The organism is Streptomyces longispororuber (assembly GCF_014656095.1).
GTDB lineage: Bacteria > Actinomycetota > Actinomycetes > Streptomycetales > Streptomycetaceae > Streptomyces > Streptomyces longispororuber.
Map to the genome: position 1 here is coordinate 1 of NZ_BNBT01000127.1, position 26,887 is coordinate 26,887.

Sequence of the window (26,887 nt, forward strand, 5' to 3'; positions counted from 1 at the left end):
GGCCCCGGGCGGCCCCGGTGCCGCCGACGGCTTCTGCCAGGGCGGCGGCCGCACCGGCGCGGGCATGCCGCAGCCCCCGGTGCCGCAGCAGCGGACCAACGACGCGGGCCAGGCCGTCGGCGGCGCCGGTGACCAGGGCCGCAGGCCGCAGCTCCCGCCGCGCGGCGGGCCCCGGGCCGAGCTGCCCGGCGGGGCTCCGCAGCAGCCCCGCGTCCCGAGCTGGAGCGACGAGAACGCGCAGCCGCAGGTGGCCCGCGAGCCCTTCGACACCCCCCGGGGTCACGAGGAGCCCGAGGCGACGGGGCAGTTCCCGAGCCCGGTGGGCCTCGGCGGCGACGTGCAGGGCCCCGGCTCGACCGCGCAGTTCGAGCGCCCCGACTTCGACGGCCCGCCGCCCGGCACCCAGGGCGAGGTCCGCGGCGCGGGCGCGCAGGGCACCGGCGAGTTCGTGCGCTCCGACGTCTTCGGCACGCCCGCTCCGGCGGCGCCCCGGACGGGCGGCCCCGCGCACCCGTCCGCCGAGTACGACCAGGGCGGCGAGCACCACGTGCCGCGCCCGCCGGCGCCGCGCCGTGACCAGGCCCCGCACGCGGACCTGGACCGGACCGGGGCGCACCAGCAGCTTCCCCAGGCACAGCTCCCGCAGCAGCCGCAGCAGCCGCAGCAGTCAGGTGCGGAGGCGCTGCCGCCCGCGTCCGGTCCGCTCGACGGCCGTACGCCGCTGTACGACACGCTGGAGACCAACTGGTTCTCGCAGCAGGCCGAACAGCAGGCCCAGCAGCAGGCCCAGCAGCAGGCGCAGGCCCAGCAGCAGGCCGAGCAGGAGCGCCGGGCGCAGGCCGAGCAGGAGCGGGCGCAGGCCGAGCGGAACCGCCAGGCCGGTCCTGACGCCGGTGGCGGCCACCGCCCGGACCTGCCGCAGCGCGGCGCCCGCGGCCAGGAGCCGGGGGGCGCCCAGCCGCGGCTGCCGCAGCGCGACCCCGGCCCGCCGCAGCGCGACCCCGGTCTCCCGCGGCGCGGTGAGGCGCGGCTGCCGCAGCGCGATCCGCAGCGGCCGCTCGGCGCCACGCCCGCGCGGCCCCAGGGCGCGCACCCGCAGCAGCAGTCCCCCGCGGACCCGCAGCTCGCGCAGCGCCCGGTGGATCCCGCGCCCCAGGCCCCGCAGCCGGACGGCCAGTTCGGCCGGAGCGCGGCGCAGAACTCCAGCAGCACCACCGGCACCACCGCTTGGCGCACCACGCCCAACGACGAGCTGGGCCGGCAGGCCGAGCGCGTCCGGCAGCCCTCCGCGGGCGGCGTCACCACCTCCGGTCTGCCGCGCCGCGTGCCACGGGCGAACCTCGTGGCGGGCACCGCGCAGCAGGCGCAGGACAGCTCGGGTCCGCAGGTCTCCCGCGCGCCCGACGACGTGCGCGGCCGGCTGACCAACCTTCGTCGGGGCATCCAGCAGGGCCGCCAGGCCGGAACCGGCCAGACCGGCAGTTTCCCTCGCCCCACTCACCAGCAGGAGCGTTAGTTGAGTCCGATGAGCCAGGCGGCACAGAACCTGAACTGGTTGATCACCAACTTCGTGGACAACACCCCCGGGGTGTCCCACACGGTCGTGGTCTCCGCCGACGGCCTGCTTCTCGCGATGTCCGAGGGCTTTCCGCGCGACCGCGCCGACCAGCTCGCGGCCGTCGCCTCCGGCCTGACCTCCCTGACGGCCGGGGCCTCCCGGATCTTCGAGGGCGGGGCCGTCACCCAGACCGTGGTGGAGATGGAGCGGGGCTTCCTGTTCATCATGTCCATCTCCGACGGCTCGTCGCTGGCCGTGCTGGCGCACCCGGAGTGCGACATCGGCCTCGTCGGCTACGAGATGGCGCTGCTCGTGGACCGCGCGGGCACCGTCCTCACCCCGGACCTGCGGGCCGAGCTGCAGGGCAGCCTGCTCCACTAGCCCGGCGCGCGGGCCAGGCCCGCCGTAGCCGCCCCCGGCCGCCCCACCGGCCGGGGACCGGACCGAACGCAACCACCCACCGTCCGGCCGCCACTGAAGGCCCCCACCCGGCTGATGTCAGACGGAACGCAGACGACTGCTGTCCCGCCCGGAGGATCCATGAACCCGCCCACCGCCTCTCATGACCCGTACGGCGCTCATGCCGGCTACGGCATGGAGGGTGACCAGCCGCTGGTGCGCCCGTACGCGATGACCGGTGGCCGGACCCGGCCGCGCTACCAGCTCGCCATCGAGGCGCTGGTCAGCACCACGGCGGACCCGTCCCAGCTCATGACGCTGCTCCCCGAGCACCAGCGGATCTGCCACCTGTGCCGCGAGGTGAAGTCGGTGGCCGAGGTCTCCGCGCTGCTCTCGATGCCGCTCGGCGTCGCCCGCATCCTCGTCGCCGACCTGGCCGAGGCCGGGCTCGTCGCGATCCACCAGCCCGGCGGCGACGAGACCACCGGTGGCCAGCCTGACGTGACTCTGCTCGAAAGGGTGCTCAGTGGACTTCGCAAGCTCTGAGGTGGGCGGCTTCGCGGACTCCGCTCCCGTCGCCCGGTCCACCACCTCCGCCAAGATCGTGGTGGCGGGCGGCTTCGGCGTGGGCAAGACCACGTTCGTCGGCGCGGTCTCCGAGATCAACCCGCTGCGTACCGAAGCCGTGATGACGTCGGCGTCGGCCGGTATTGACGACCTCACCCACACCGGTGACAAGACCACCACCACGGTGGCGATGGATTTCGGCCGCATCACGCTCGACCAGGACCTGATCCTCTACCTGTTCGGCACGCCGGGCCAGGACCGCTTCTGGTTCATGTGGGACGACCTGGTGCGGGGCGCGATCGGCGCCATCGTCCTGGTCGACACCCGGCGCCTGGCCGACTGCTTCCCGGCCGTGGACTACTTCGAGAACTCCGGGCTGCCGTTCGTCATCGCCCTCAACGGCTTCGACGGCCAGCAGCCGTACACCCCGGAGGAAGTCCGCGAAGCCCTGCAGATCGGACCGGACACCCCGATCATCACGACCGACGCCCGACAGCGTGCGGAAGCAAAGAGTGGCTTGATCACGCTGGTCGAGCACGCACTGATGGCACGACTCAAGTAGGCGAGGTCGTACGGAAGTTGCCGTATATCGCACGGAACGATCTGTGTCCTTTGACACGGGCCGCTGCCGTGTTCATAACGTTTCGACAGAGAATGCGGCCGACCCCGCCACGCCTTGCGGTCGGCCGGTGTCACTGTGCTCACATGAGCCCCGCCTTTTGGCGGGGCTCGCTCTTTATGACCGATTTATCTGAGGCTTACACCACTCGCCTCGCTTCCTTCCTACTGTTTGGAAGAGCACCACCTGACGTGCTGGAATGCGCTGAACTGCCCAGTAGCACGGGCCTTTGGAGACGACAGCGGCACCAGCGCGGGAGCCGCCGCCGAGAGGTTGTTGGTCGAGTGAGGCGAAGCAAGACGAGCCCCGCACCCCCGGAACGGGACACGCGGGGCAACTTCACCCCGCCCCCGCGAGCGGCGGAGCCGGCCGCGGACGTACCCGGCAGCGAGCCACCGGCCGCCCGCGGCGGACGGCTGTCGCCGCGCAACTGGCGTGTACCCACCCGCCTGAACGCGATCCTCCTCATACCCGTGCTCGTCGGTCTCGTCATGGGTGGCTTCCAGGTCAAGGGCGCCATCGACACCTGGGACGAGGCCCGCGACGCCGAGGCCACGGCCCGTCTGGTGCGCGCCTCACTGGACTACGGCAACCGCCTCATCGAGGAGCGCGACGTCTCCGCCGCGCCGCTGCTGCGCGGCGAGAAGGACGACCCGGAGGTCGCCAAGGCCCGCAAGGCCACCGACGAGGCCGCCAAGGCCTTCGCCGAGGCCGCCGCCGACATGCCCCACAAGGAGGGCCTGGAGCGCCGGCTCGCCGGCTTCAAGAAGGTCGAGCCGAAGCTGGAGGGCCTGCGCGAGGCCGCGTACACCACCAAGCTCCCCGGGGTGGAGACGGAGGAGGCGTACGTCGCCATCCAGCACCCCCTGATGGAGTTCGCCAACGAACTCGGCCTCGGCACCGGCAACATCACCTCCTACGGCCGCACCGTCTACGCCGTCTCGCTCGGCAAGGCCGCGCTGTCCCTGCAGCGCTCCATCGGCACGCACCTGCTGGTGAAGCCCGGCCCGACCCAGGCCGCCTTCGCCAAGCAGAAGATGGCGTTCTCCTCGTACGCCTACCTGGAGAACATCGCCATCCAGGAGTACACCGGCGGCGGTACGCCCTCCGACGTCAAGAAGCTCGAGGACGCCCAGAAGAAGCTGGCCGCCGACGCCGACAAGCAGGCGGAGGAGGCCGCGGCCCGCGCGCGGGCCAAGGGGGAGAAGTACGTCCCGCTGCCGCGCGGCGAGAAGGCCCTCGGGCTGATCGCGAACATGGAGAGCACCCAGCCGAGCGCCCGTGCGGAGCTCGCGGACAAGGGCGTCACCGCCACGACCCTGTGGGACGCCACCACGGCCAAGTTCGACGCGTACCGCGCGATCGAGGCGGACCTCGCCGACAAGGCCGTGACCGAGGCCTCCGGCATCGCCGACAACGCCAAGACCGACGCCTTCATCACCGGCGCCGTCGTGGTGGTCGCGCTGCTCACCGCCTTCGTCCTGGCCGGGTTCATGGCCCGCCAGATGAGCCGGTCCATGCGCAGCCTGCGCACCGCCGCGTTCGGCATCGCCGAGCAGCGCCTGCCGATGCTGGTCGACCAGCTCTCGCGCACCGACCCGGGCCGCGTGGACACCCGCGTCCAGCCCATCCCGATCACCACCACGGACGAGATCGGCGAGGTCGCCCGCGCCTTCGACCAGGTGCACCGCGAGGCCGTCCGGCTCGCCTCCGAGCAGGCCCTGCTCCGCGGCAACATCAACGCGATCTTCACCAACCTCTCGCGCCGCAACCAGTCGCTGATCGAGGGGCAGCTCACCCTCATCACCGACCTGGAGAACAACGAGGCCGACCCGGACCAGTTGGAGAGCCTCTTCCGCCTGGACCACCTGGCGACCCGTATGCGCCGCAACGGCGAGAACCTCCTGGTCCTCGCCGGCGAGGAGCCGGGCCGCCGCTGGGACCAGCCGGTGCCGCTGGTGGACGTGCTGCGCGCCGCCTCCTCCGAGGTGGAGCAGTACGAGCGCATCGAGCTGTCGGGTGTGCCCGAGGCCGAGATCCACGGCCTGGCCGTGACCGACCTCGTGCACCTGCTCGCCGAGCTCCTGGAGAACGCCACCACGTTCTCCTCGCCGCAGACCAAGGTGAAGGTCACCGCGACCCGGCTGCCGGACGGCCGCGTGATGATCGAGATCCACGACAAGGGCATCGGCCTGACCGCCGAGGACTTCGCGGACATCAACCACCGGCTCGCCAACCCGCCCACGGTGGACGCGGCGATCTCCCAGCGCATGGGCCTGTTCGTGGTCGGCCGGCTCTCCGACCGGCACGGCATCCGCGTCCAGCTCCGCCCCTCGGGCGAGCAGGCGGGCACCACCTCGCTCGTCATGCTGCCGGAGAACATCACGCACGGTGGCGGTGGCGAACAGCACCCGCAGGACAACGAGTTCACGGTCTCCTCGATCATCCCCGAGCAGCAGGTGCAGCCCGTCGAGGAGCTGCGCACCGCCGCCGAGCTGGGCTTCGACGACAGCCGCTACCAGGAGGGCGGCGCGCAGGGCGGGCAGCTCGACCCGGTGGGCCGCTCGTTGCTGCGCGAGGAGCGCCGCGCGGCGCTGGAGGCTCAGGCCCAGTCGGCCCAGCAGCCCGCGGCCGAGCGCCCGCTCTTCCGCGACGAGGTGCAGGGCGGCCAGGAGGCGTACGAGCAGGGCGCGGGCTACGACCAGCACGCGCGGCCCGGCGGGTACGACGGCCGGCAGGGCGCGTACGACGGGACCCAGGGCGCGTACGATCCGCAGCAGGGCGCGTACGACGGCGGCCAGGTGCCCGGTTACGAGCAGGGCCAGGGCGGCTACGACGGCCAGTACGCCGCGCAGCCGACGTACGAGCAGCCGCAGCAGGCGTACGACGACTCGTATTACACGACGCAGGACGGCTACCAGGACGGCGCGTATGCGGAGCCCGGTCAGGACGGCCACGAGGCCGCCGCCGGTACCCCGCAGGAGTCGTTCGTCGCCTATCCCGAGCGGTCCCACCAGGACGACTGGCCCCTGCGTGACGGGTACCAGGAGCCGTACCAGGGCGACTACGCTCCCGAAGCGGAATCCGCCCCGGCGACTGACGCGGGCGAGTCGGAGCGCGTAGGCTTCGACCGTCCGGGACCTGCCCCGACGACCCCCTCCACCGCTCACGAGCTGACCGACGCGGGCCTGCCGCGCCGGGGCGGCGCGGCGGCGAACGGCAGCGGCGACCCCTTCGCCGCACAGGACGAAGAGGGCCGCGACGGCGAGAGCCCGAACGGCGACCCGCAGAGCTGGCGCACGGCCAACGACGAGCGCTGGCAGCGTGCCGAGAAGCTGCGGAAGCCCAAGGCGGGCGGGGTCACCTCGTCCGGCCTTCCGCGGCGGGTGCCCAAGGCCAACCTGGTCGAGGGCACCGCGGAACAGACCCCGCAGGGCGGCCCACAGGTCTCCCGCGACCCCGAGGAGGTCCGGGGCAGGCTGAGCAACCTGCGCCGCGGCGTCCAGCGGGGCCGCACCGCGGGCAGTGACACGAATGGCCAGGGCTTCAGCCCTGATAGCACCTACAACCAGGAGCGTTAGTGTGAGCCCGATGAGCCAGGCGGCGCAGAACCTTAACTGGTTGATCACCAATTTCGTGGAGAACACCCCCGGGGTGTCCCACACCGTGGTGGTCTCCGCCGACGGACTCCTTCTGGCGATGTCCGAAGGCTTCCCGCGCGACCGAGCCGATCAGCTCGCCGCCGTCGCGTCGGGTCTGACGTCCCTCACGGCCGGGGCCTCCCGGATCTTCGAGGGCGGCTCGGTGACCCAGACCGTTGTGGAGATGGAGCGAGGATTTCTCTTCATCATGTCCATCTCCGACGGGTCCTCCCTTGCCGTACTCGCCCACCCAGAAGCGGACATCGGTCTCATTGGGTACGAGATGGCACTTCTCGTCGACCGCGCCGGGACGGTGCTCACTCCGGACCTGCGCGCGGAGCTTCAGGGGAGCCTGCTCAACTGACAGACAGACGGTGCGTATTCGCGTCCCGGGGCCGTAAGGTTTCGGGACGCGGCTCCACAGCGATGGCGCCGGGCACAGTTTCGGAGGAGGAGTACGTGGCTGCAACACCCCCAGACGGTTCGTCTTCGGCCCACTGGCCTGCCGGCCACGGCCAGGGTCAGGGTGACGGTTCGCAGAACCGGTACAACTTCCCCTCCGCGCCCAGCCACCGCCGCCAGCCGCCGTACCGGCAGCCCGGCCCGCAGGCGCAGGCCCCGGGCGCGTACGACCAGTCCGTCCCGGGCCGGCCGTACAACCAGCCGGCTCCGGGCGGCTACGGCAGGCAGCAGCCGTACGCACCGCGTGTCCAGCCCCAGCAGTCGCAGCGCCGCTCCCCCGAGCCGGCGCCGGCCGCCGCCAGCCCGCTGGTGCGGCCGTACGCGATGACCGGCGGCCGCACCAGGCCGCGCTACCAGCTCGCCATCGAGGCGCTGGTGCACACCACCGCACAACCGCATCAGTTGCAGGGCCAGTTGCCCGAGCATCAGCGCATCTGCAACCTGTGCCGCGAGATCAAGTCGGTCGCCGAGATCTCGGCACTGCTCTCCATCCCCCTCGGCGTAGCCCGGATCCTCGTCGCCGACCTGGCGGAGGCCGGCCTCGTCGCCATCCATCAGCCCGGCGGCGACGAGACCGCCGGCGGTCAGCCAGACGTGACACTGCTCGAAAGGGTGCTCAGTGGACTTCGCAAGCTCTAGCGGCGGAGCAACAGCCCGCTCCACCACCAGCGCGAAAATCGTGGTGGCGGGCGGCTTCGGTGTGGGCAAGACCACGTTCGTCGGAGCCGTCTCGGAGATCAACCCGCTGCGCACCGAAGCCGTGATGACCTCCGCGTCGGCAGGCATCGACGACCTGACGCACACCGGAGACAAGACGACCACGACGGTCGCCATGGACTTCGGCCGCATCACGCTGGACCAGGACCTGATCCTGTACCTGTTCGGCACGCCCGGCCAGGACCGCTTCTGGTTCATGTGGGACGACCTGGTGCGCGGTGCCATCGGGGCTGTCGTGCTCGTCGACACGAGGCGGCTCGCCGACTGCTTCCCCGCCGTCGACTACTTCGAGAACTCCGGGCTGCCGTTCGTCATCGCCCTCAACGGCTTCGACGGCCACCAGCCGTACACCCCGGACGAGGTCCGCGAGGCCCTGCAGATCGGGCCGGACACCCCCATCATCACCACGGACGCCCGGCACCGGGCCGACGCGAAGTCCGCGCTGATCACCCTGGTCGAGCACGCGCTGATGGCCCGCCTGCGGTAGCGCCCGCCAGCCCGTGACACGCCGAGGGCCCCGTACTCCAGCGAGTACGGGGCCCTCGGCGTCGTGGAAGGGGCGGCGGGCTCAGCCCTGCCAACTGTGCGGGGCGCGGAAGCCGGGGGTGCGCTCCAGACGGCGCCAGCCGGCCTTGTCGCCGCCGTGGCGGACGGCGGGCTCGGCGGCGGGCCGGGCGGCGGCCCGGGCGAGCAGGAGCGCCGTGATGGCGGCGACCTCCTCGGGCTCGGCGTGGCCCTTCTCGACGCGGATGTCGGCGCGGACGCCGGTGGGAGTCGTCATGGGCGGCAATCTCCTTGTGGGTGCTGCGCGGCGGGGCGGCGACGTGCGGTGCGCGCCGTCACTGCGGCGGGTTGCCGTGCTTGCGCGAGGGCAGGTCGGCGTGCTTGTTGCGCAGCATCGCCAGCGAGTTGATCAGCACGGACCGGGTCTCGGCCGGGTCGATCACGTCGTCGACGAGACCGCGCTCGGCGGCGTAGTACGGATGCATCAGCTCCGCCTTGTACTCCTTGACCATGCGGGCCCGCATGGCCTCGGGGTCCTCGGCGGCGGCGATCTGGCGGCGGAAGATGACGTTGGCGGCGCCCTCGGCGCCCATCACCGCGATCTCGTTGGTGGGCCAGGCGTAGGTGAGATCGGCACCGATGGACTGGCTGTCCATCACGATGTACGCGCCGCCGTACGCCTTGCGCAGGATGAGCGAGATGCGCGGCACGGTGGCGTTGCAGTACGCGTACAGCAGCTTGGCGCCGTGGCGGATGATGCCGCCGTGCTCCTGGTCGACGCCGGGCAGGAAGCCGGGCACGTCGAGCAGGGTGACGATCGGGATGTTGAAGGCGTCGCACATCTGCACGAAGCGCGCGGCCTTCTCCGAGGCCTCGATGTCCAGGACGCCCGCGAGGGTCTGCGGCTGATTGGCGACGATGCCGACGACCTGGCCGTCGAGGCGGGCCAGGGCGCAGATGATGTTGCGCGCCCAGCGCTCGTGGACCTCCAGGTAGTCACCGTCGTCGACGAGCTCCTCGATGACCTTCGCCATGTCGTAGGGGCGGTTGCCGTCGGCGGGGACGAGGTCGAGGAGGACCTCGGAGCGGCGCTCGACGGGGTCGTCGCAGGGGGCGACGGGCGGGTTCTCGCGGTTGTTCTGCGGGAGCATCGCGAGGAGGTAGCGCACCTCGGCGAGGCAGGTCTCCTCGTCGTCGTACGCGAAGTGGCACACGCCGGAGGTCTCGGCGTGCACGTCGGCGCCGCCCAGGCCGTTCTGCGAGATCTCCTCGCCGGTCACCGCGCGGACCACGTCGGGGCCGGTGATGAACATCTGCGAGGTGTCGCGGACCATGAACACGAAGTCGGTGAGGGCGGGGCTGTAGGCCGCGCCGCCCGCGCACGGGCCGAGCATCACGGAGATCTGCGGGATGACGCCGGAGGCCTTGGTGTTGCGCTGGAAGATGCCGCCGTAGCCGGCGAGGGCGGAGACGCCCTCCTGGATGCGGGCGCCGGCGCCGTCGTTGAGCGAGACCAGCGGGGCACCGGCCGCGATGGCCATGTCCATGATCTTGTGGATCTTGGTGGCGTGCGCCTCGCCGAGGGCACCGCCGAAGATCCGGAAGTCGTGGGCGTACACGAAGACCGTGCGGCCCTCGACCGTGCCCCAGCCCGTGACGACACCGTCGGTGTACGGCTTCTTGGCCTCCAGGCCGAAGCCGGTGGCCCGGTGCCGGCGCAACTGCTCGACCTCCTGGAACGAGCCCTCGTCCAGCAGCAGGGCGATCCGCTCCCGCGCGGTCAGCTTGCCCTTGGCGTGCTGCGCCTCGGTCGCCTTCTCGCTGGGCCCGGCCAGGGCCTGGGCCCGGATGCCGGCCAATTCGGCCACTCGGCCCCGCGCGTCGGTGGGCTCACCCGCTGAAGATCCAGCCTCGTCCAAAACGGTCATGCTCTCGACCTTACGAAGGGGACGCCGGAAAACGGACCGTCGACTCTGCACAGTCTCCGCACCGTTTTCCTGGCACCCCCGGACAGAACTTTCGCACGAGGCAGCCGAAGTCACTGGTCACAGGGGTCTGCCGCTGTAGGAACTCCACAACAGGGCGACTGAGACTCCCCTCACACCCGGGCCCCGGAACAGCCGCCTCCGGGCGGGTCGCGGAGCGGCCCGCGCAGAGCGCCCCAGGCGCCTCACGAGACGCGGGAGCAGGGGTGTCGAGGGGGTTCTGCCGCGATCCGGCCACGCACCGACCGGTCCACAAGACGCTCGGCCCGGCGTCCGGTCGGCCCGGCCGGGCGTCAGGCGCGGTGGATCACGATGTCGCCGTACGAGGTGCGGGCCCGCACCTCGACGGTCTCGCCGGAGTCGTCGGGGCCCTTGGCCGGGCCGAGGGACTGACGCACCGTACCGTACGTGGTCTGCACGTCGAGCCAGGCGGCCGTGCCGTCGCTGACGCCGACGTCGATCCTGCCGGTGCCGGTCTCCAGGACGACGGAGCCCCGGGTGACGCGGCCGATCTCGATGGCGCCGCTGGCGGTCCGCGCGGTGACCTCGGCGTCGGCGCGGTCGACGGTGATGTCGCCGTTGGCCGAGCGCACGCGCAGCTCGCCGCCGGCCTCGCCGATCTCCGTGACGCCGTTGGAGTTCTTGACCACGGCCGTGCCGCCGACCGAGCCGAGCCGCACCCGGCCGGAGGCGGTGGTCACGTCGGCCGCGCCGTCGGCCCGGTCCACGTGCACCAGGCCGTACCCGGTCTCGGCGCGCAGCGAGCCGGCCCGGGCGACCCTGACGTCCCCCATGGACGTCTTGACCTCGCACTCGCCGAGGCGCCCCTCGGCGGCGAAGTCGGCCATGGACAGGGCGGCCTGCACGTGGGAGCCCTCGGGCAGCGCGATCTCCACGTCCACCGACGAGCCCCTGCTGAACAGGGACCGGTCCTTGAAGCCCTTCACCAGGAGCCGGCCGCTCGCGTACTCCACCCGGGTGCGCTCGGCGGCGCGGACGTCGGGCGCGCGCGACTCGGTGCTGGGGCGCACGTCGACGACGGTGTCGGCGCGGTCGCTCGCGGTGATCCGCAGCGACCCCTGCTCGAGCTGCACCGAGACGTGGATGGGCTGGGGGGTGTCGAACGTTGGCATGCTGCCGTCCTCGTCCTGGTGGTGGTTGTGCAAGGGGCTCAGCGCGCCCAGCCGGTGAAGCTGCTGCCGCCGCCCGGGACGCTGTGGGACACGGGGGCCGGGTCGCGGGGCCGCAGGGCGTCGGCGACGGTGCGGACCAGCCAGGCGTTGACCGAGAGGTTCTCCGCCGCCGCGGCCTCCTCGGCCTGCGCCTTCAGGTGCATGGGCAGCCGGAGGTTGATGCGCGCGGTGCCGCCGTCCTCGGCGTCGGGCGCGGGTGCCGGGGCGGGCGCGGGACGGGCCGGCGCCGCCGCGGCCGGCGCCTCGAAGGCCTCGACGACGGGCGGCGGCGTCACCACGAAGTCCGGGTCGCCGCCCCGCAGGCGCACGTCGACCGAGCCGGGGGCGAGGTCGCGGGTAACCTCGTCCATGGCCGCGGACAGCACGTTCAGCATCGTGAGCCGGGTGGCCGACTCGAGCGGCGCGATCAGACGCTCGGCGACCGCGCGCGCGTCCTCCCCGCCGGCCTCGGCGGCGACCGCGAGCTCCTGTCGGAGATGGTCGACATACGGCGTGAGATTCATGGCATCACTATGGCACCACAATAGTGCCATGGCAAGTTCTCAACAGCCTTTCCTCGCCTCGGCCACCCCGGCCCCGCCCGGTCGACACCGCGGACGAACCCGCGGGCCACCCGCCCGACGGCCGGATGACCAGCAGGCGACACCCGCATCCGGGTCATGCCGCAGCACGCCGCGGGGGCGGCGCCACGAGTGGCGCCACCACCCCTCGCCACCACCCTTCCCACCCCCGCCCGACAGCGACACCGCCACCACCGAACCACTTCTGTTGAATATTGAACTGAATCGTGCTAGAGTCGTTCTCGTTGAACATTCAACCGCTTTTGGCCGCGGCCCTCCCGGCACGCGGCCCGTCCCCCAGGAGCACGTCATGGGTTTCTTCCGCAAGAACGACAGCGCGACCCCCACCGCCCCCGCCGAGGTCAGCCCGGAGCTCACCGCCCTCACCGGTGACTACACGCTGGACCCGACCCACACCACCATCGGGTTCGTCGCCCGGCACGCGATGGTCACCAACATCAAGGGCTCCTTCCGCGACGTCAGCGGCTCGCTGCACCTGGACGGCGCCGACCCGTCCGCGTCGACGGCCGTCATCGAGGTGGCGATGGACAGCATCGACACCGGCAACGCGGACCGCGACGGCCACCTCAAGAGCGCCGACTTCTTCAAGACGGAGGAGTTCCCGACGATGACCTTCCGCTCCACCGGGGCCGAGGCCCTCGGCGGTGACGACTACCGGATCACCGGCGACCTGACGATCCTCGGCACCACCAGGCCGATCACCATCGACCTGGAGTTCAACGGCGCCGCCAAGGACCCGTTCGGCAACGAGCGCGTGGGCTTCGAGGGCAAGGCCGAACTGCTGCGCTCCGACTGGGGTCTGACCTGGAACGCGGCCCTGGAGACCGGCGGCGTCCTGGTGTCCGACAAGATCAAGCTGCGCTTCGACATCTCCGCCGTCAAGCAGGCGTGACCCCCGCCGCCGCGCCGGCCGTGTGCTGAAGGACCGCCTCCACGAGGGGGCCGTGCACGGCCGGGGGCAGCGCGTGCCCCATGCCGGGGATCTCCACCATGCGGGCGTTCCCGACGACTTGGGCGATGTGCTGCGGGTGGGGCGGCGGGAACACCGGCTCCTCCGGGGCCGCGATCACCAGCGTCGGCACCTCGTTGCGCGCCAGCGCGTCCGTGCGCAGCATGCCGGAGTCGTCGGCCCTGGCGTGCGCCGTCGAAGCGGCGTACGAACCGGTGTGCGCGACGATGTCCCGCTCCAGGTCGCGGAAGTACGCGGCGTCGAAGGGCAGCCGGGAGCCGCCGAGCACCCGCCAGTGCTCCACGCGCCGGTCCAGCTCGGCCTCCAGGCCCCGGTCCTCGACGGGCCGCGACCACAGCTCCAGGACCTCCGGCGTGATCGACGGCAGGTCGCCCGGGGCCGTCACCGTGCCGTCCGGCGCCACGTACGGGCGCTCGCTCAGCGCGCACGTCCCCATGAGGGTGGCGCTGAGGAACCGCTCCGGGTGGTCGGCCAGCGCCATCTGCAGCAGCATGCCGCCCAGCGAGAGCCCGACCGCGTGCGCGCGGCCGATCCCGAGGCCGTCGAGCACGGCGAGGAGGTCCCGCGCCAGATCGGCCAGGCGGTAGGGGTGCTCGTCGTACGCCGCCGTGGACCGGCCCGTGTCGCGGTGGTCGTACCGGATGACGTGGTGCCGCTCGGCCAGCGCGTCCACCAGCGGCTCCGGCCAGCCGAGCCCACAGGCGCCCGCCCCCATGACGAGCAGCAGCGGCGGGGCGTCCGGGGCGCCGCGGCGCTCGGTCCACAGGCGGATGCCGGGGGCCGGGGAGACGTAGACCTCGGTGACGGGGCGGGGCATCGGAACCTCCGGGTGGGGCGCTCGCTGAACGCCGTGCGGGGATGAGCGCCGTGCGGCGGATACCGCGCGACACCCGATCGAGACGGTACGTATCGTCTCGCCTAACTGGCGTCGCGTCAAGCCCCCTTGCCCCTCCTGGCCGACGAGGCCCACCGGCCCGGACAGGGCCGCGGTGCGGAACCGGGCCTAGAACCCGCCGCCGAAGTCCCCGCCACCGCCCCCGAAGTCGCCGCCCCCGCCGAAGTCCCCTCCGCCGAAGCCGCCACCGAAGTCGCCCGCGTCGAAGTCCGCCCCGGTGACGTCGCCGCCCTCGGCCATGGGGACGCCCGCCGACGCCGCGTACGCCGGGGACGTCAGCGCCGAGCCGAGCATCGTGCCGACGAGGAGGCCGGGCAGCAGGCCGCCGCCGAAGTAGCCGCCCGCCCAGGGGCCGTAGGCCGGGCCCGCCTCCCAGTAGGGGCGGCGGTCGCCGGAGTCGGTGGTGACCGTGCGGGTCATCGGGTCGTCGCCGTCGGCGAGGCGGGCCGCGTCGGCCGCGCACACCGGGACCTGGCGGGTCGTGCCGCCCGCCGGGGTCCACTCGGCGTCCCGCACCGACGGGCCGTGCCGGGGGTCGAAGAAGCAGGGCGGCCGCCGCTCGGGCAGCGGCCGGCCCTCGCGGCGCGCGGCCAGCGAGGCGAGGCAGAAGCGGCCGTCCTCCAGCGCCTGGGTGACCGCCCGCACCTGCTCGGGCCGTTGCGCGGCCGCCATGAACCGCTTGGCCTGCTCGTACGCGTCCAGGGCGCGCTCGTAGTCGCCGCGCATGGCGTCGTCGGCCCCGGGCTCGGCGGGGTGGAAGTCGAGCCGGTCGAGCTCCTCGCCGAAGGCGGTGATGTCCTCGTCCACGACGACGCGCAGCTTCTCCAGGGCCGCCCGCTCCTCCTCGGCGCGTTTGCGGCGTCGGCTGCGGGCCACCGCGTAGACGCCCGCGCCGCCCGCGACGACCACCGCGCCGACGCCGATCAGCGCCCCGACGGGCGCCTCGGCGTCACCGCCGACGTCGCCCCACGAGGCGGGCGCGCGGCCCGAGGTCTGGGTGAGCGCGCGGTCCACGAAGTCGTCGAGCTGCTGCCTGGCGGGCTCGCCCTGGACCAGGGCGGTGAGGTTGCGCACGGCGTTCGGCGACAGGGCGGCGCGGTCGGCCCGGGCGTCGAAGGCGTCGCCGAGCCGGACCGCGTACACGCCCGTGACGCCCGTCGCCGTCCGCAGGTTCTGGAACAGGCGCTGCCTGGGGAACGTCTCCGGCAGCACCGCCACGAAGACCGGCTTGTCGGCCTTCCTGATCTTGTCGGCGAGGGCGTCGGCGTCGGCCCGGGAGAGCTGGGACGCCGCCGCCCCGTCGACGTACACGGGGTTCTCGCGCAAGGCGTCGGCCACCGTCTCGACATCCGTGGCGGCCCGGGCCGCGGGCGCCGGCGCGAGCGTCGCGCCGAGGGCCAGGAGCAGTCCGGACAGGATGACGGTCAGCCGTGACGCCGCCTGCCTGGTGGGCCTCATACTTCACGCTAACCCAGCCCGGGCGCGAACGTGCCCCCGTGGTGCCCGGCGGCCCCGGTTCCCCTTGCCCGTGCCGCTACTCGGCGGGCTCGATCCCGGCCCGCAGCAGGCCGTAGGTGACCGCGTCCTCCAGCGCCTGCCAGGACGCGGCGATCACGTTGTCGGCGACGCCGACGGTGGACCACTCGCCGTCGCCGTCCGTGGTGGAGATGAGCACGCGGGTGGTGGAGGACGTGCCGTGCTTGCCCTCCAGGATGCGGACCTTGTAGTCCACCAGCTCCAGCTTGGCCAGCTCGGGGTACATGCGCTCCAGGGCGACGCGCAGGGCCCGGTCGAGGGCGTTGACGGGGCCGTTGCCCTCCGCGGTGGCCACGATGCGCTCGCCCTTGGCCCACACCTTGACGGTGGCCTCGTTGGCGTGCGTGCCGTCGGGGCGGTCCTCGACGATGGCGCGCCAGGACTCGGTGCGGAAGTGGCGCCGCGCCTGCCCCTCGCCCTCCGGTCCGCGCAGCTCGTCGCGGAGCAGCAGCTCGAAGGAGGCGTCGGCGGCCTCGTACGTGTAGCCCTGGAGCTCGCGCTCCTTGACGCGGTCCACGACGCGGCCGATCAGCTCGCGGTCGCCGCCGAGGTCGACGCCCAGCTCCTTGCCCTTGAGTTCGACGGAGGCGCGGCCCGCCATGTCGGAGACCAGCATGCGGATGCGGTTGCCGACCAGCTCGGGGTCGATGTGCTGGTACAGGTCCGGGTCGACCTTGATCGCGGAGGCGTGCAGCCCGGCCTTGTGGGCGAAGGCCGAGACGCCGACGTAGGGCTGGTGGGTCGCCGGGGTCAGGTTCACGACCTCGGCGACGGCGTGCGAGACGCGGGTCATCTCGCGCAGCGCGCCCTCGGGCAGCACCTTCATGCCGTACTTGAGCTCCAGGGCGGCCACGACCGGGAAGAGGTTGGCGTTGCCGACGCGCTCGCCGTAGCCGTTGGCCGTGCACTGGACGTGGGTGGCGCCCGCGTCGACCGCCGCGAGGGTGTTGGCGACCGCGCAGCCGGTGTCGTCCTGGGCGTGGATGCCGAGCCGGGCGCCGGTGTCGGCGGCGACGGTGGCCACGATCGCCTGGATCTGCGCGGGGAGCATGCCGCCGTTGGTGTCGCACAGGACCACGACGTCCGCGCCCGACTCGTGCGCGGCCCGTACGACCGCCTTCGCGTACCCGGGGTTGGCGCGGTAGCCGTCGAAGAAGTGCTCGCAGTCGACGAAGACGCGCCGGCCCTGCTCGCGCAGGTGGGTGACGGTGTCGCGGATCATCTCCACGTTCTCGTCGAGCGTGGTGCGCAGGGCCAGCTCCACGTGCCGGTCATGGGCCTTGGCGACCAGGGTGACGACGGGGGCGCCCGCGTCGAGCAGCGCTTTGACCTGTGGGTCCTCCGCCGCTCTGGCGCCCGGGCGGCGGGTGGCCCCGAACGCCACGAGCTGGGCGTTCCTGAAGGCGACCTCCGCCTTGGCGCGGGCGAAGAACTCGGTGTCCCGCGGGTTGGCGCCGGGCCAGCCGCCCTCGATGAAGCCCACGCCGAACTCGTCCAGGTACCGGGCGATGGTCAGCTTGTCCGCGACGGTCAGGTTGATGCCCTCGCGCTGCGCGCCGTCGCGCAGCGTGGTGTCGAACACGTGGAACGCGTCGTCCGGCCTGCTGGTCTCGGTCGTCATCTGTGTGACTCCTGTATCGGGTCTCGGTCTACCGGAATGACCGGCTCCACCACCCTCATGGTCCCTCGCGCGTCACCTCCCGGCTGGGGTGGGCCGGAAAACGAAAAGACCCCTCGCGGGTGCGAGAGGTCTGCGCGCGGATCGAGGACGGTGCCGCCCCGTACGGTCGTACGGGGACGGTCACTGGGGACCGGCGCGCCTGCTGCCGATAATGATGGCGGTAAGCACGGGGGAAGCCTGCCACACGCCGCACCGTCCTTGAACGGGCGTCTCAGCATGCGGGCGGCCGGGCGCCGGCGCCGAGCGTGGTGTCGACGAACTCCCGTGCGTGGGCGAGGACCTGCGCCCGGTCCGTGCCGCGCAGCCCGATCGTCAGATGGATGCTCAGGCCGTCGAGGAGCGCGCGCAGCCGGGTCGCGGCCCGGTCGGGGTCGACGGCGCCGAACTCGCCGCGGGAGGCGCCCTCGGCGAGCAGCGCCACCAGGTCGCGGTGCCAGGCGCCCTCGATGGCGGCCTGCCGCTCCCGGCCGCCCGCGTCGGCGTTGAGGGAGCGGTTCCACACCTCCAGCCAGAGGGTCCAGTGCGGGTCGCGGTGGCCGTGCGGCACGTACAGGTCCACGTACGCCTCCAGGCGCGCGCGGGCCGTGCCCTCGCGGGCGAGGAGTTCGCGCCGCCGTGCGCCGAGGCGGCCCTCGCTCCACTCCAGGGTGCGCAGCAGCAGTTCGTCCTTGGAGCCGAAGTAGTACAGGAGGTGGCCGCTGCTCATGCCGACCTCGCGGCCGAGCGCGGCCATGGTGAGCTTCTCCAGGCCGCGCTCGGCGATCATCTCCATGGCCGCGGCGAGGACGTCTTCGCGCGGGGGCGCGTTCCTGCGCGGACCGGCCATCCGACCTCCTGGATCCTGGGCTGCTGCTGGGTGACGCAGTGGATGCCACCGCCTCCGGCGAAGATCGTACGGGCGTCGACGAGCGTGACCGTCCGGCGGGGGAAGAGCCGCCGGAAGATGCCCGCGGCGATCTCGTCGCGCGGGTCGTCGAAGGCGCACAGCACGACGCCGCCGTTGCACAGGTAGTGGTTGATATACGAGTGGTCGAGCCAGCCGTCGTCGTCGGCGAGGACGGTGGGCGCGGGCACCTCGACGACCTGGAGGGCGCGGCCGCGCGCGTCCTTCTGCCCGCGCAGCAGCCCGGCGACCTCCTTGCTGACCTCGTGGTCGGGGTGGGCGGGGTCCTGCTGCGCGTGCACGAGGACGACGCCGGGCGCGGCGAAGGCGGCGACGATGTCGACGTGGCCGAGGGTGCCGAAGCCGTGGCCGGGGTAGTCGGCGGTCAGGCCGCGCGGCAGCCAGATCGCCTTCGTGGTGCCGAGGTGCGCGTGGATCTCGGCCTCGACGCGCTCCCTGGTCCAGCCGGGGTTGCGCTCGGGGCCGAGCTGCACGGTCTCGGTGAGCAGGACGGTGCCCTCGCCGTCGACGTGGATGCCGCCGCCCTCGTTGACCAGGGGCGTGGAGTGCACCGGTGCGCCCGCGAGGTCGGCGACGTGCCGGGCGATCTTCGCGTCGTGCTCCCAGCGGGCCCACTCCTGGGCGCCCCAGCCGTTGAAGACCCAGTCGACGGCGGCGAGGCCGCCGGTGGCGGTGTCCCGGACGAAGGTGGGCCCGATGTCCCGCATCCACGCGTCGTCGAGCTCCCGCTCGGCCAGCTCGACGTCCGGCCCGAGGAGCGCCCGGGCCGACGCGGCCTGCCCCGGCCCGCACACCATGGTGACGGGCTCGAAGCGGCGTACGGCACGGGCGACGGCGGCCCAGGCCCGGCGCGCCGCGTCGAGGTCCTCGGGGGTGGCGAAGGTGGGGTTGGGGCCGGGCCAGGCCATCCAGGTGCGGTCGTGCGGGGCCCACTCGGGGGGCATGTACAGGGTCATGGGTGGTCCTGTACAGGCGGTTGAGGGAGACCGAGTCGGCGGGCCCGGAGCGCAGCGGGTCGCCGTCGAGGGTGACCAGGCCGGTGCGCTGGTCCACGTCGACGGAACCGGTACGGGAGTTCAGGCGCAGGTCGGCGGGGCCGATGCCGCGGGTGCCGCGGACGGCGACGCGGCGGCGCCGGGTGGGCATGAGGTCGTTGCCCTGGTCGACGGCGGCCCGGGCGACGAAGGCGACGGACAGGTCGGCGGCGGTCGCGCCGTGCGCGCCGAACTGGGGCCCGAGGACGAGCGGTTCGCAGGTGTCGGTGGCGGCGTTGGGGTCGCCGACGACGCCGTAGGCGGGGAAGCCCGCCTTCAGCACGAGCTGCGGCTTGGCGCCGAAGAACTCGGGCCGCCAGAGCACGATGTCGGCGAGCTTGCCGGTCTCCAGGGAGCCGACCTCGTGGGCGAGGCCGTGGGCGATGGCGGGGTTGAGGGTGAGCTTGGCGATGTAGCGCAGGACGCGCGCGTTGTCGTCGCCGGGGCCGTCGCCCTCCATCGGCCCGAGCTCGGCCTTCATCTTCCCGGCCATGGCGAAGGTGCGCCGCACGGTCTCCCCGGCGCGGCCCATGCCCTGGGCGTCGGAGGAGGTGATGCCGATGGCGCCGAGGTCGTGCAGGACGTCCTCGGCGCCCATGGTCCCGGCGCGGATGCGGTCGCGGGCCAGGGCGGCGTCGCCGGGCAGCTCGGTCTTCAGGTCGTGGACGGAGACGATCATGCCGTAGTGCTCGGCGACGGCGTCCCGGCCGAAGGGCAGGGTGGGGTTGGTGGAGGAGCCGATGACGTTCGGCACCCCGGCCATCTTCAGGACGTTCGGTACGTGGCCGCCGCCGCACCCCTCAATGTGGAAGGCGTGGATGGTGCGGCCTTCGAGAACCTTCAGGGTGTCCTCGACGGACAGGCACTCGTTCAGGCCGTCGCTGTGCAGGGCGACCTGGACGTCGTGCTCCTCGGCGACGCGCAGCGCGGTGTCGAGGGCGCGGGTGTGGGCGCCCATGTCCTCGTGCACCTTGAAGCCGCTCGCGCCGCCCTCGGCGAGGGCCTCCACCAGCGGGGCCGGGTCGGAGGACGAGCCCCGGCCGAGGAAGCCGATGTTCACGGGCCAGGCGTCGAAGGCGTTGAAGGCGTGCCGCAGCGCCCAGGGCGAGTTGACGCCCACGCCCCACACGGGCCCGAACTCCTGCCCGATGATCGTGGTGACGCCCGAGGCCAGCGAGGCCTCCATGATGCGCGGCGACAGCAGGTGCACATGGGTGTCGACGGCTCCGGCGGTGGCGATGAGCCCCTCGCCGGAGACGATGGAGGTGCCGGTGCCGACGACCACGTCGACCCCGTCGAGGGTGTCCGGGTTCCCGGCCCGCCCGACGGCGGCGATCCGCCCCTCGCGGATGCCGATGGACACCTTCCGGATGCCCTGCGCGGCGTCGATGACGAGGACGTTGCTGATCACGACGTCGCAGGTGTCGCGGACGGCGGCGGCCTTGAGGTGCAGCCCGTCGCGGGCGGTCTTGCCGAACCCGGCGAGGAACTCGTCGCCGTACTTCTGCGCGTCGGACTCGACCCGGACGGTGAGCCCGGAGTCGCCGAGGCGGACGCGGTCCCCGGCGCGGGGCCCGTGCGTGGCGGCGTACGCGTACGAGTCGATGGTCATCGTGTCGCTCCCAGGTATCCGCAGGCGGCGGCCCGGCGCAGGGCCTCTTCCTCGGCGCCCGGCGCGTCGAGCGCGCCGTCGACGAGGCCGGCGAAGCCGATGGCGACCCGGTCGCCGCCGATCGGCAGGAGCCCGACGTCGACGCGCTCGCCGGGCCCGAAGCGCACGGACGACCCGGCGGGCACGGCGAGGCGCATGCCGTACGCGGCCCGGCGGTCGAAGTCGAGCCGGGGGTTGGCCTCGAAGAAGTGGAAGTGCGAGGTCACCGAGACCGGCACGGTGGCCGTGTTGCGCACGGTGAGGGTGGTGACGGGCTCCGGGTCGGCGTGCGCGGGCCCCGGGAGCAGCGCGCCGGGGGCGTCCTCGCCCCGGCCGCCGCCGAGGGGCCGGGTCACCACGGCCAGCCGGGAGCCGTCGTCGAAGACGGCCTCCACGTGCACCTCGGTGACGACGTCCGCGACACCGGGCAGCACGTCGTCCGGGCCGAGGACGGTCCGCGCCCGCTCGACGGCCTCGGCGAGCCGGGCCCCGTCGCGGGCCGCCTCGCACACCGTGTCGGCGATGAGCGCGGTCACCTCGGGGACGTTGAGCCGCAGCCCGCGCGCCCGCCGGGCCCGGGCGAGCTCGGCCGCGCCGAAGAGCAGCAGCCGGTCGCGTTCGGTCGGGGTCAGTCGCACGGGCACCTCCACTGTCACGTGTTAGAGCGTCACTCTAGAAGCCATCCAAGCCTCAAGGAAGGGCTGCACGACGACTATTTGAGCGGTGCTCAAACTCGCTCGGCCGACGGCCCAGCGCACACGACAGAGGCCGGGCCCGGCAGTGACTGCCGGGCCCGGCCTCTCGGTCGCGTGTCGGGGACCGCCTAGCCGAGGCGGTGCATCCAGCCGTGCTTGTCCTCGGCCACGCCCCGCTGGATGTCCAGCAGCGCGTCGCGGAGCTTCATGGTGACCTCGCCGGGGCGGCCCCCGCTGTGCGTCCACTCGCCGCGGCGGGCCTTGACGGTGCCGACGGGCGTGATCACGGCGGCGGTGCCGCAGGCGAAGACCTCCGTGAGCGTGCCGTTCTCGGTGTCGGTCTGCCACTGGTCGATGGAGACGCGGGCCTCCTCGGAGGCGTAGCCGAGATCGCGGGCGACGGTCAGGAGGGAGTCGCGGGTGATGCCCTCCAGGATGGAGCCCGACAGCGACGGCGTGACGATCTTGTCCCCGTACACGAAGTACAGGTTCATGCCGCCCAGTTCCTCGACCCACGTGTGCTCGACGGCGTCGAGGTAGGCGACCTGGTCGCAGCCCTTCTCGGCGGCCTCGGCCTGGGCGAGCAGCGACGCGGCGTAGTTGCCGCCGGTCTTGGCGTCGCCCATGCCGCCGGGCACGGCGCGGACGCGGTCCTCGGAGAGCCAGATGGAGACGGGCTTGACGCCGCCGGGGAAGTAGGCGCCGGCCGGGGAGGCGATGACCACGAAGAGGTACTCGTTGGCGGGCTTCACACCGAGGCCCACCTCCGTCGCGATCATGAACGGGCGCAGATAGAGGGACTCCTCGCCGCCGTGCGCGGGCACCCAGTCGGCGTCCTGGCGCACGAGCGCGTCGCAGGCCTCGATGAAGGTCTCGACCGGCAGCTCCGGCATGGCGAGCCGGCGCGCGGAGGCCTTGAAGCGGCGGGCGTTGGCCTCGGGGCGGAACATGGCGACCGAGCCGTCGGGCTGGCGGTAGGCCTTCATGCCCTCGAAGATCTCCTGCGCGTAGTGCAGGACGGTGGTCGCCGGGTCCAGCGAGAGCGGGCCGTAGGGCACGAGCTGGCCGTCGTGCCAGCCGCGGCCCTCGGTCCAGCAGATGGTCACCATGTGGTCGGTGAAGTGCCGGCCGAAGCCGGGGTTGGCCAGGACCGCCTCGCGTTCCGCGGCCTGGGCCGGGGTCGAGGTCGGCTTGAGCTCGATCGTGGGCGTCGTCATCGTTGCGTGTCCTTCACCGGTTTCGTGTGTGACGGACCGCGCTCACTTCGGCCGGACGCGCGCCACGTGCACGGCCTCCGGGTGTGCGCCGCTTCGCGGCCCCACGTCCGATTATCGCTCGTGTGGTTCCGGGAACGAAACAGCGGGTTCTGCGGCCCCTGGGATCCGATGGTGACACCCGCCCCCGGGCGACGAGAAGCCGCCGGGTGGCCATGGCGACCCGGCGGCTTCACGGAAGGAACGGTTCCGCCCCGGCGGCCCCCGCGGCGGGGCGGGGGCCCGGGCGGCGGCTCAGCCCGCCACGCGGGCGGCGAGCGCGTCGCCGATCTCCTCGGTGGTGCGGGCGGCGGTGCCGCGCCCGCCCAGGTCGGCGGCGACGGCCTCCTCGACGCGCGCCGCCTCGGTCTCGTACCCGAGGTGGCGCAGGAGCAGGGCGACGGACAGCACGGTGGCGGTGGGGTCGGCCTTGCCCTGGCCCGCGATGTCGGGCGCCGAGCCGTGCACGGGCTCGAACATCGACGGGAACGCGCGGCTCGGGTTGATGTTGCCGGAGGCGGCGACGCCGATGCCGCCGGAGACGGCCGCGGCGAGGTCGGTGATGATGTCGCCGAAGAGGTTGTCGGTGACGATCACGTCGAAGCGCTCGGGCTGCGTGACGAGGTAGATCGTCGCCGCGTCCACGTGCATGTACTCGGTGGTGACCTCGGGGTACTCCGCGGCGACCCGGTGGAAGACGTCCGTCCACAGGTGGCCGGCGTACGCCAGCACGTTGTTCTTGTGGATCAGCGCGAGCTTCTTGCGCGGCCGCGCCGTGGCCCGCTCGAAGGCGTCGCGGACCACGCGCTCGACGCCGTAGGCCGTGTTCACCGAGACCTCGGTGGCGACCTCGTGCGGGGTGCCCTTGCGGATGGTGCCGCCGTTGCCGGTGTAGGGACCCTCGGTGCCCTCGCGGACGACGACGAAGTCGATCTCGGGCTGTCCGGCGAGCGGGGTCGCGACGCCCGGGAGCAGCTTGCTCGGGCGCAGGTTCACGTGGTGGTCGAAGGCGAAGCGGAGCTTGAGCAGGAAGCCGCGCTCCAGGACGCCGGAGGGCACCGAGGGGTCGCCGATGGCGCCGAGCAGGATCGCGTCGTGCCCCTTGAGGGCCTCGGTGTCGGCGTCGGTGAGGGTCTCGCCGGTGGCGTGGTAGCGCCTGGCGCCGAAGTCGTACTCCGTGGTCTCCAGCTTCACGTCCTGCGGGAGGACCGCGTTCAGGACCTTGAGGCCCTGCTCCACGACTTCCGGTCCGATCCCGTCGCCGGGGATCACTGCGAGATTGATGCTGCGGGTACGTGCCGACATGCGAAGCACCGTACTCCTCGTCCCAGGGGATGACACGTGGCGTCCATCATGCGGACAGTCGCCCAGTGGTCGGCCTCCGTTCACGCGGGCGCCGCCCGCCGGTGGGGAGTCGCCGGGAAGTTCTCGGGCATGACCGCTCCTTCCCCGGGGACGCCCCCCGAGCGTCCCGTCCCCGACGTCGGCATACCCGAACGCCTCGCCCGGCACATGAGCATGCCCGAGCAGCACGCGTACCTGCGCGCGCGGCTCTCGCGGCGCCGGGTGCTGGCCGGCACCTTCGCGACGGCGGGCGCCGCGGGCGGCCTCGGGCTGCTCGCGGGCAGCTCGGGCAGCGCGTACGCCGAGCGCCCGGCGGACAAGCACCCGGCCGCATCCCGGCCCGCCCCGGTGCGGGTGGACGGCTCCCTCGTCGCCCCCTTCGGCCGCCACCTGGCCTTCGGCGCCGACCCCCGGACGCAGATGCGGGTCTCCTGGCAGGTGCCGCTCGCGGTGACCTCGCCGTACCTGCGGGTGGGCACCGAGCCCTGGGACCTGGGCCCGAAGGTCGAGGCGGAGGTGCGCGCCCTGCACACGCCGTCGCTGTCGCGGAAGCTGCCCGCGGTCGAGCAGCACTACCTGCACGTGGCGCTGGACCGCCTCGCGCCCGGCACGACGTACTACTACGGCGTCGGCCACGACGGCTTCGACCCGGCCGCGCCGGAGCGCCTGGCCACGATCGGCTCGTTCCGCACGGCACCGGCGCGGCCCGAGCGGTTCGTCTTCACGGCCTTCGGCGACCAGGGCGTGAGCTACCACGCGCTCGCCAACGACCAGGTGATCCTGGGCCAGAACCCGGCGTTCCACCTGCACGCGGGCGACATCTGCTACGCGGACACCACCGGCCACGGCAAGGACTCGGACACCTACGACGCCCGCGTGTGGGACACCTACCTCGCGCAGACGGAGACGGTGGCGAAGTCGGTGCCGTGGATGGTGACGACCGGCAACCACGACATGGAGGCGTGGTACTCGCCGAACGGCTACGGCGGCCAGTCGGCCCGCTGGTCGCTGCCCGACAACGGCTTCGACCCGCGCCGGGCGCCCGGCGTCTACTCCTTCCGCTACGGCAACGTCGGCGTCGTGGCCCTGGACGCCAACGACGTGTCGTACGAGATCCCCGCCAACCGGGGCTACTCGGACGGACGGCAGACCGCGTGGCTGGACCGGCGCCTCGGCGAGCTGCGCGCGGACGCCGACGTGGACTTCGTCGTGGTCTTCTTCCACCACTGCGCGTACTCGACGTCGACGCACGGCTCCGACGGCGGGGTGCGCGACGCGTGGCTGCCGCTGTTCACCGAGCATCAGGTGGACCTGGTCGTCAACGGCCACAACCACGTCTACGAGCGGACCGACGCCGTCAAGGGCGGCGAGGTCGGCAGGCCGGTGCCGATCGGCGCGTCCACGGACCCGACGCGCGACGGCATCGTGTACGTCACCGCCGGCGGCGCCGGCAAGGACCTGTACGGCTTCGCGCCCGGGGTCGAGGACAGCTACGAGGGCCACGTGCGGGACCGGGAGACGGTGCCCACCGTGCACTGGACCGAGCGACGGGCCCCCGCCCCAGACCGGGTGGCGTGGTCACGCGTGCGCTACACCGGCCACTCGTTCCTCGCGGTGGAGGCGACGGCCGGCGCCCGCCCGAGCCTCGCGGTCTCCGCGCTCGCCAGGACCGGCGAGCGCGTGGACCACTTCGAGATCAGGCGCGGGGGCTGAGCGCGGGGGCGGGGCGGGTCAGTGGCCCGTTTCGCCGCCGTTGTCCCTGCGGTCGAGGGCGCGCTGGAGGGCGGCCGCCGCGTTCTTGCGCTCGGCGTCGCTGGTGCGGGGGGCGCGGCGGACTCGTCGGACGGTCGTCTCGGCCATGGGAAATCGACTCCTTCTGTCCGGACATCACCGGACGGAGATGAGGGGATTCGAGACGCCGGAAGGGGCGGGGAGCGGGGCCGCAGGGTTCGCCTGCGCGGGGCCGGGCTCACATCCGCCGTTCGCTTGATCGAGCGAGACGTTCGGCTCCTACAAAGCTAAAACAGCTTCCGCTTCCTGTCTCTAGAAATACTCGGGCTTCCTACTATTTGAGACGGCTACCCTGCGCGCACGTCGCCCGCAGCTCCCGGATCAGGGCCCTGACCACGTACGTTCCGGCCAGCTCGGGGGTGGTGACGTAGCCCACGGAGCGGGTCGGCCGGCCCGGCCCGAGGTCGGTGACCGCGACATTCGGGGGCGCGCCGGTGAGCGACAGGGCGGGCATGACCGCCATGGCGTGCCCGGCGCCCACCATCGCGAGGACCGCGCCGTCGTCCTCGGTCTCCGTGGTGGCCCGGGGCAGCCAGTCCTGCTCCGCCCACCACGCGCGGGTGTAGGAGGTGCAGTTCTCGGCCCAGTCGGCGAGCGGCAGCGAGCGCGGGTCGGAGTGCCCGGCCGGGTGCACGAAGGAGTAGGGCTCCTCCAGGAGGACACCGCCGACCAGCTCCGGCGGGATCGGCGAGGTGGTGCCGAGGGTGGCGATGCCGAGGTCCGCGCGGCCGTCGGCCACCTCGCCCGCGGTGCCGCGCCCCAGCTCGCGCACCACCCGGACCTCGGGCTCGATCCCGGGGTGGCGCGCGCGCAGCCGCGCGAGCACGGGCGGCAGCAGGTGCAGCGCCGCGCTGCGGAAGGCGGCGACGCGCAGCGGCCCGGTGACGGCGGCCGGACCGCCGTCGGC

General features: G+C 73.1%; 23 protein-coding genes and 2 pseudogenes. 10 read left to right on the forward strand and 15 right to left on the reverse strand.

Features of this window, described 5'->3' with window-relative positions:
* The 8 genes and pseudogenes from IE330_RS29090 to IE330_RS29125 form a co-directional block, all read left to right on the forward strand.
* A pseudogene (locus IE330_RS29090) lies at nucleotides 1–1,516 on the forward strand (nitrate- and nitrite sensing domain-containing protein); the annotation flags it as partial.
* A 9-nt stretch (nucleotides 1,517–1,525) separates the two neighbouring features.
* On the forward strand, nucleotides 1,526–1,939 hold the full coding sequence (locus tag IE330_RS29095) for a roadblock/LC7 domain-containing protein (protein WP_190139150.1): 414 nt from the start codon (nucleotides 1,526–1,528) through the stop codon (nucleotides 1,937–1,939).
* Nucleotides 1,940–2,098: 159 nt separating this feature from the next.
* The gene (locus tag IE330_RS29100) at nucleotides 2,099–2,503 is read left to right on the forward strand and encodes a DUF742 domain-containing protein (protein WP_190139133.1); all 405 of its coding nucleotides are present in this window, start codon (nucleotides 2,099–2,101) and stop codon (nucleotides 2,501–2,503) included.
* Nucleotides 2,484–3,086, forward strand: coding sequence for a GTP-binding protein (locus IE330_RS29105; protein WP_190139134.1), 603 nt, complete (start codon nucleotides 2,484–2,486; stop codon nucleotides 3,084–3,086). The genes IE330_RS29100 and IE330_RS29105 overlap by 20 nt, the downstream gene beginning before the upstream one ends.
* 341 nt (nucleotides 3,087–3,427) lie before the next feature.
* Nucleotides 3,428–6,724 (forward strand): sensor histidine kinase, encoded by a 3,297-nt coding sequence (locus tag IE330_RS29110; protein WP_190139135.1) that lies wholly within the window; start codon nucleotides 3,428–3,430, stop codon nucleotides 6,722–6,724.
* 10 nt (nucleotides 6,725–6,734) lie between these two features.
* Nucleotides 6,735–7,148 carry a roadblock/LC7 domain-containing protein gene (locus IE330_RS29115; protein ID WP_030676106.1) on the forward strand — a complete coding sequence of 138 codons (414 nt, stop codon included), beginning with the start codon at nucleotides 6,735–6,737 and terminating at the stop codon, nucleotides 7,146–7,148.
* Between the two features lie 62 nt (nucleotides 7,149–7,210).
* Entirely contained in the window at nucleotides 7,211–7,885 is a 675-nt protein-coding gene (locus IE330_RS29120; protein ID WP_190139136.1) for a DUF742 domain-containing protein, read from the forward strand.
* Nucleotides 7,866–8,450, forward strand: a complete 585-nt coding sequence (locus tag IE330_RS29125) for a GTP-binding protein (protein WP_030361923.1) — start codon at nucleotides 7,866–7,868, stop codon at nucleotides 8,448–8,450. The genes IE330_RS29120 and IE330_RS29125 overlap by 20 nt, the downstream gene beginning before the upstream one ends.
* Nucleotides 8,451–8,531: 81 nt before the next feature.
* Here the strand turns inward: IE330_RS29125 and IE330_RS29130 are convergent, their stop codons facing one another.
* The 4 genes from IE330_RS29130 to IE330_RS29145 form a co-directional block, all read right to left on the reverse strand.
* Nucleotides 8,532–8,744 carry an acyl-CoA carboxylase epsilon subunit gene (locus tag IE330_RS29130; RefSeq protein WP_190139137.1) on the reverse strand — a complete coding sequence of 71 codons (213 nt, stop codon included), beginning with the start codon at nucleotides 8,742–8,744 and terminating at the stop codon, nucleotides 8,532–8,534.
* 58 nt (nucleotides 8,745–8,802) lie between these two features.
* Nucleotides 8,803–10,395, reverse strand: a complete 1,593-nt coding sequence (locus IE330_RS29135) for an acyl-CoA carboxylase subunit beta (RefSeq protein WP_190139138.1) — start codon at nucleotides 10,393–10,395, stop codon at nucleotides 8,803–8,805.
* 350 nt (nucleotides 10,396–10,745) lie between these two features.
* Nucleotides 10,746–11,585, reverse strand: coding sequence for a DUF4097 family beta strand repeat-containing protein (locus tag IE330_RS29140; RefSeq protein WP_190139139.1), 840 nt, complete (start codon nucleotides 11,583–11,585; stop codon nucleotides 10,746–10,748).
* A 38-nt stretch (nucleotides 11,586–11,623) separates the two neighbouring features.
* Nucleotides 11,624–12,148, reverse strand: a complete 525-nt coding sequence (locus IE330_RS29145) for a toxin-antitoxin system HicB family antitoxin (protein WP_190139140.1) — start codon at nucleotides 12,146–12,148, stop codon at nucleotides 11,624–11,626.
* Between the two features lie 367 nt (nucleotides 12,149–12,515).
* Between IE330_RS29145 and IE330_RS29150 the strand changes: the two genes are divergently transcribed.
* A complete protein-coding gene (locus tag IE330_RS29150) occupies nucleotides 12,516–13,118 on the forward strand; it encodes a YceI family protein (protein WP_190139141.1) in 603 nt (200 codons plus the stop codon).
* On the opposite strand, the gene IE330_RS29155 is transcribed toward IE330_RS29150, so the two are convergent.
* From IE330_RS29155 to IE330_RS29195, 9 genes and pseudogenes are all read right to left on the reverse strand, one after another.
* Nucleotides 13,105–14,013, reverse strand: a complete 909-nt coding sequence (locus IE330_RS29155) for an alpha/beta fold hydrolase (protein WP_190139142.1) — start codon at nucleotides 14,011–14,013, stop codon at nucleotides 13,105–13,107. The two genes, IE330_RS29150 and IE330_RS29155, sit on opposite strands and share 14 nt — an antisense overlap.
* Before the next feature lie 186 nt (nucleotides 14,014–14,199).
* On the reverse strand, nucleotides 14,200–15,549 hold the full coding sequence (locus tag IE330_RS29160; RefSeq protein ID WP_190139143.1) for a hypothetical protein: 1,350 nt from the start codon (nucleotides 15,547–15,549) through the stop codon (nucleotides 14,200–14,202).
* Nucleotides 15,550–15,625: 76 nt separating this feature from the next.
* Entirely contained in the window at nucleotides 15,626–17,248 is a 1,623-nt protein-coding gene (cimA, locus tag IE330_RS29165; RefSeq protein WP_190139144.1) for a citramalate synthase, read from the reverse strand.
* Nucleotides 17,249–17,519: 271 nt separating this feature from the next.
* On the reverse strand, nucleotides 17,520–18,134 hold the full coding sequence (locus IE330_RS29170) for a TetR/AcrR family transcriptional regulator (RefSeq protein WP_229926011.1): 615 nt from the start codon (nucleotides 18,132–18,134) through the stop codon (nucleotides 17,520–17,522).
* On the reverse strand, nucleotides 18,071–19,168 hold the full coding sequence (locus IE330_RS29175; RefSeq protein ID WP_190139152.1) for an agmatine deiminase family protein: 1,098 nt from the start codon (nucleotides 19,166–19,168) through the stop codon (nucleotides 18,071–18,073). Before IE330_RS29175 ends, IE330_RS29170 begins: the two co-directional genes overlap by 64 nt.
* Before the next feature lie 10 nt (nucleotides 19,169–19,178).
* Nucleotides 19,179–20,858, reverse strand: a pseudogene (locus IE330_RS29180) (urease subunit alpha); the annotation flags it as partial.
* Complete coding sequence (gene ureA / locus IE330_RS29185; protein WP_190139145.1) at nucleotides 20,855–21,535, reverse strand: urease subunit gamma; 681 nt, start codon at nucleotides 21,533–21,535, stop codon at nucleotides 20,855–20,857. The pseudogene IE330_RS29180 and the gene ureA, both read right to left, overlap by 4 nt.
* Before the next feature lie 185 nt (nucleotides 21,536–21,720).
* A complete protein-coding gene (locus IE330_RS29190; RefSeq protein ID WP_190139146.1) occupies nucleotides 21,721–22,809 on the reverse strand; it encodes a branched-chain amino acid aminotransferase in 1,089 nt (362 codons plus the stop codon).
* A gap of 291 nt (nucleotides 22,810–23,100) precedes the next feature.
* Nucleotides 23,101–24,150, reverse strand: coding sequence for a 3-isopropylmalate dehydrogenase (locus IE330_RS29195; protein ID WP_190139147.1), 1,050 nt, complete (start codon nucleotides 24,148–24,150; stop codon nucleotides 23,101–23,103).
* Between the two features lie 129 nt (nucleotides 24,151–24,279).
* On the opposite strand from IE330_RS29195, the gene IE330_RS29200 reads away from it, so the two are divergent.
* Nucleotides 24,280–25,902 carry a purple acid phosphatase family protein gene (locus IE330_RS29200; protein ID WP_190139148.1) on the forward strand — a complete coding sequence of 541 codons (1,623 nt, stop codon included), beginning with the start codon at nucleotides 24,280–24,282 and terminating at the stop codon, nucleotides 25,900–25,902.
* An 18-nt stretch (nucleotides 25,903–25,920) separates the two neighbouring features.
* Here IE330_RS29200 and IE330_RS39765 read toward each other — a convergent pair whose 3' ends face one another.
* Nucleotides 25,921–26,049 (reverse strand): hypothetical protein, encoded by a 129-nt coding sequence (locus IE330_RS39765; RefSeq protein WP_268257360.1) that lies wholly within the window; start codon nucleotides 26,047–26,049, stop codon nucleotides 25,921–25,923.
* Nucleotides 26,050–26,254: 205 nt separating this feature from the next.
* Nucleotides 26,255–26,887: LysR family transcriptional regulator substrate-binding protein (locus IE330_RS29205; RefSeq protein WP_190139149.1), on the reverse strand; the 633-nt coding region annotated here is incomplete at its 5' end.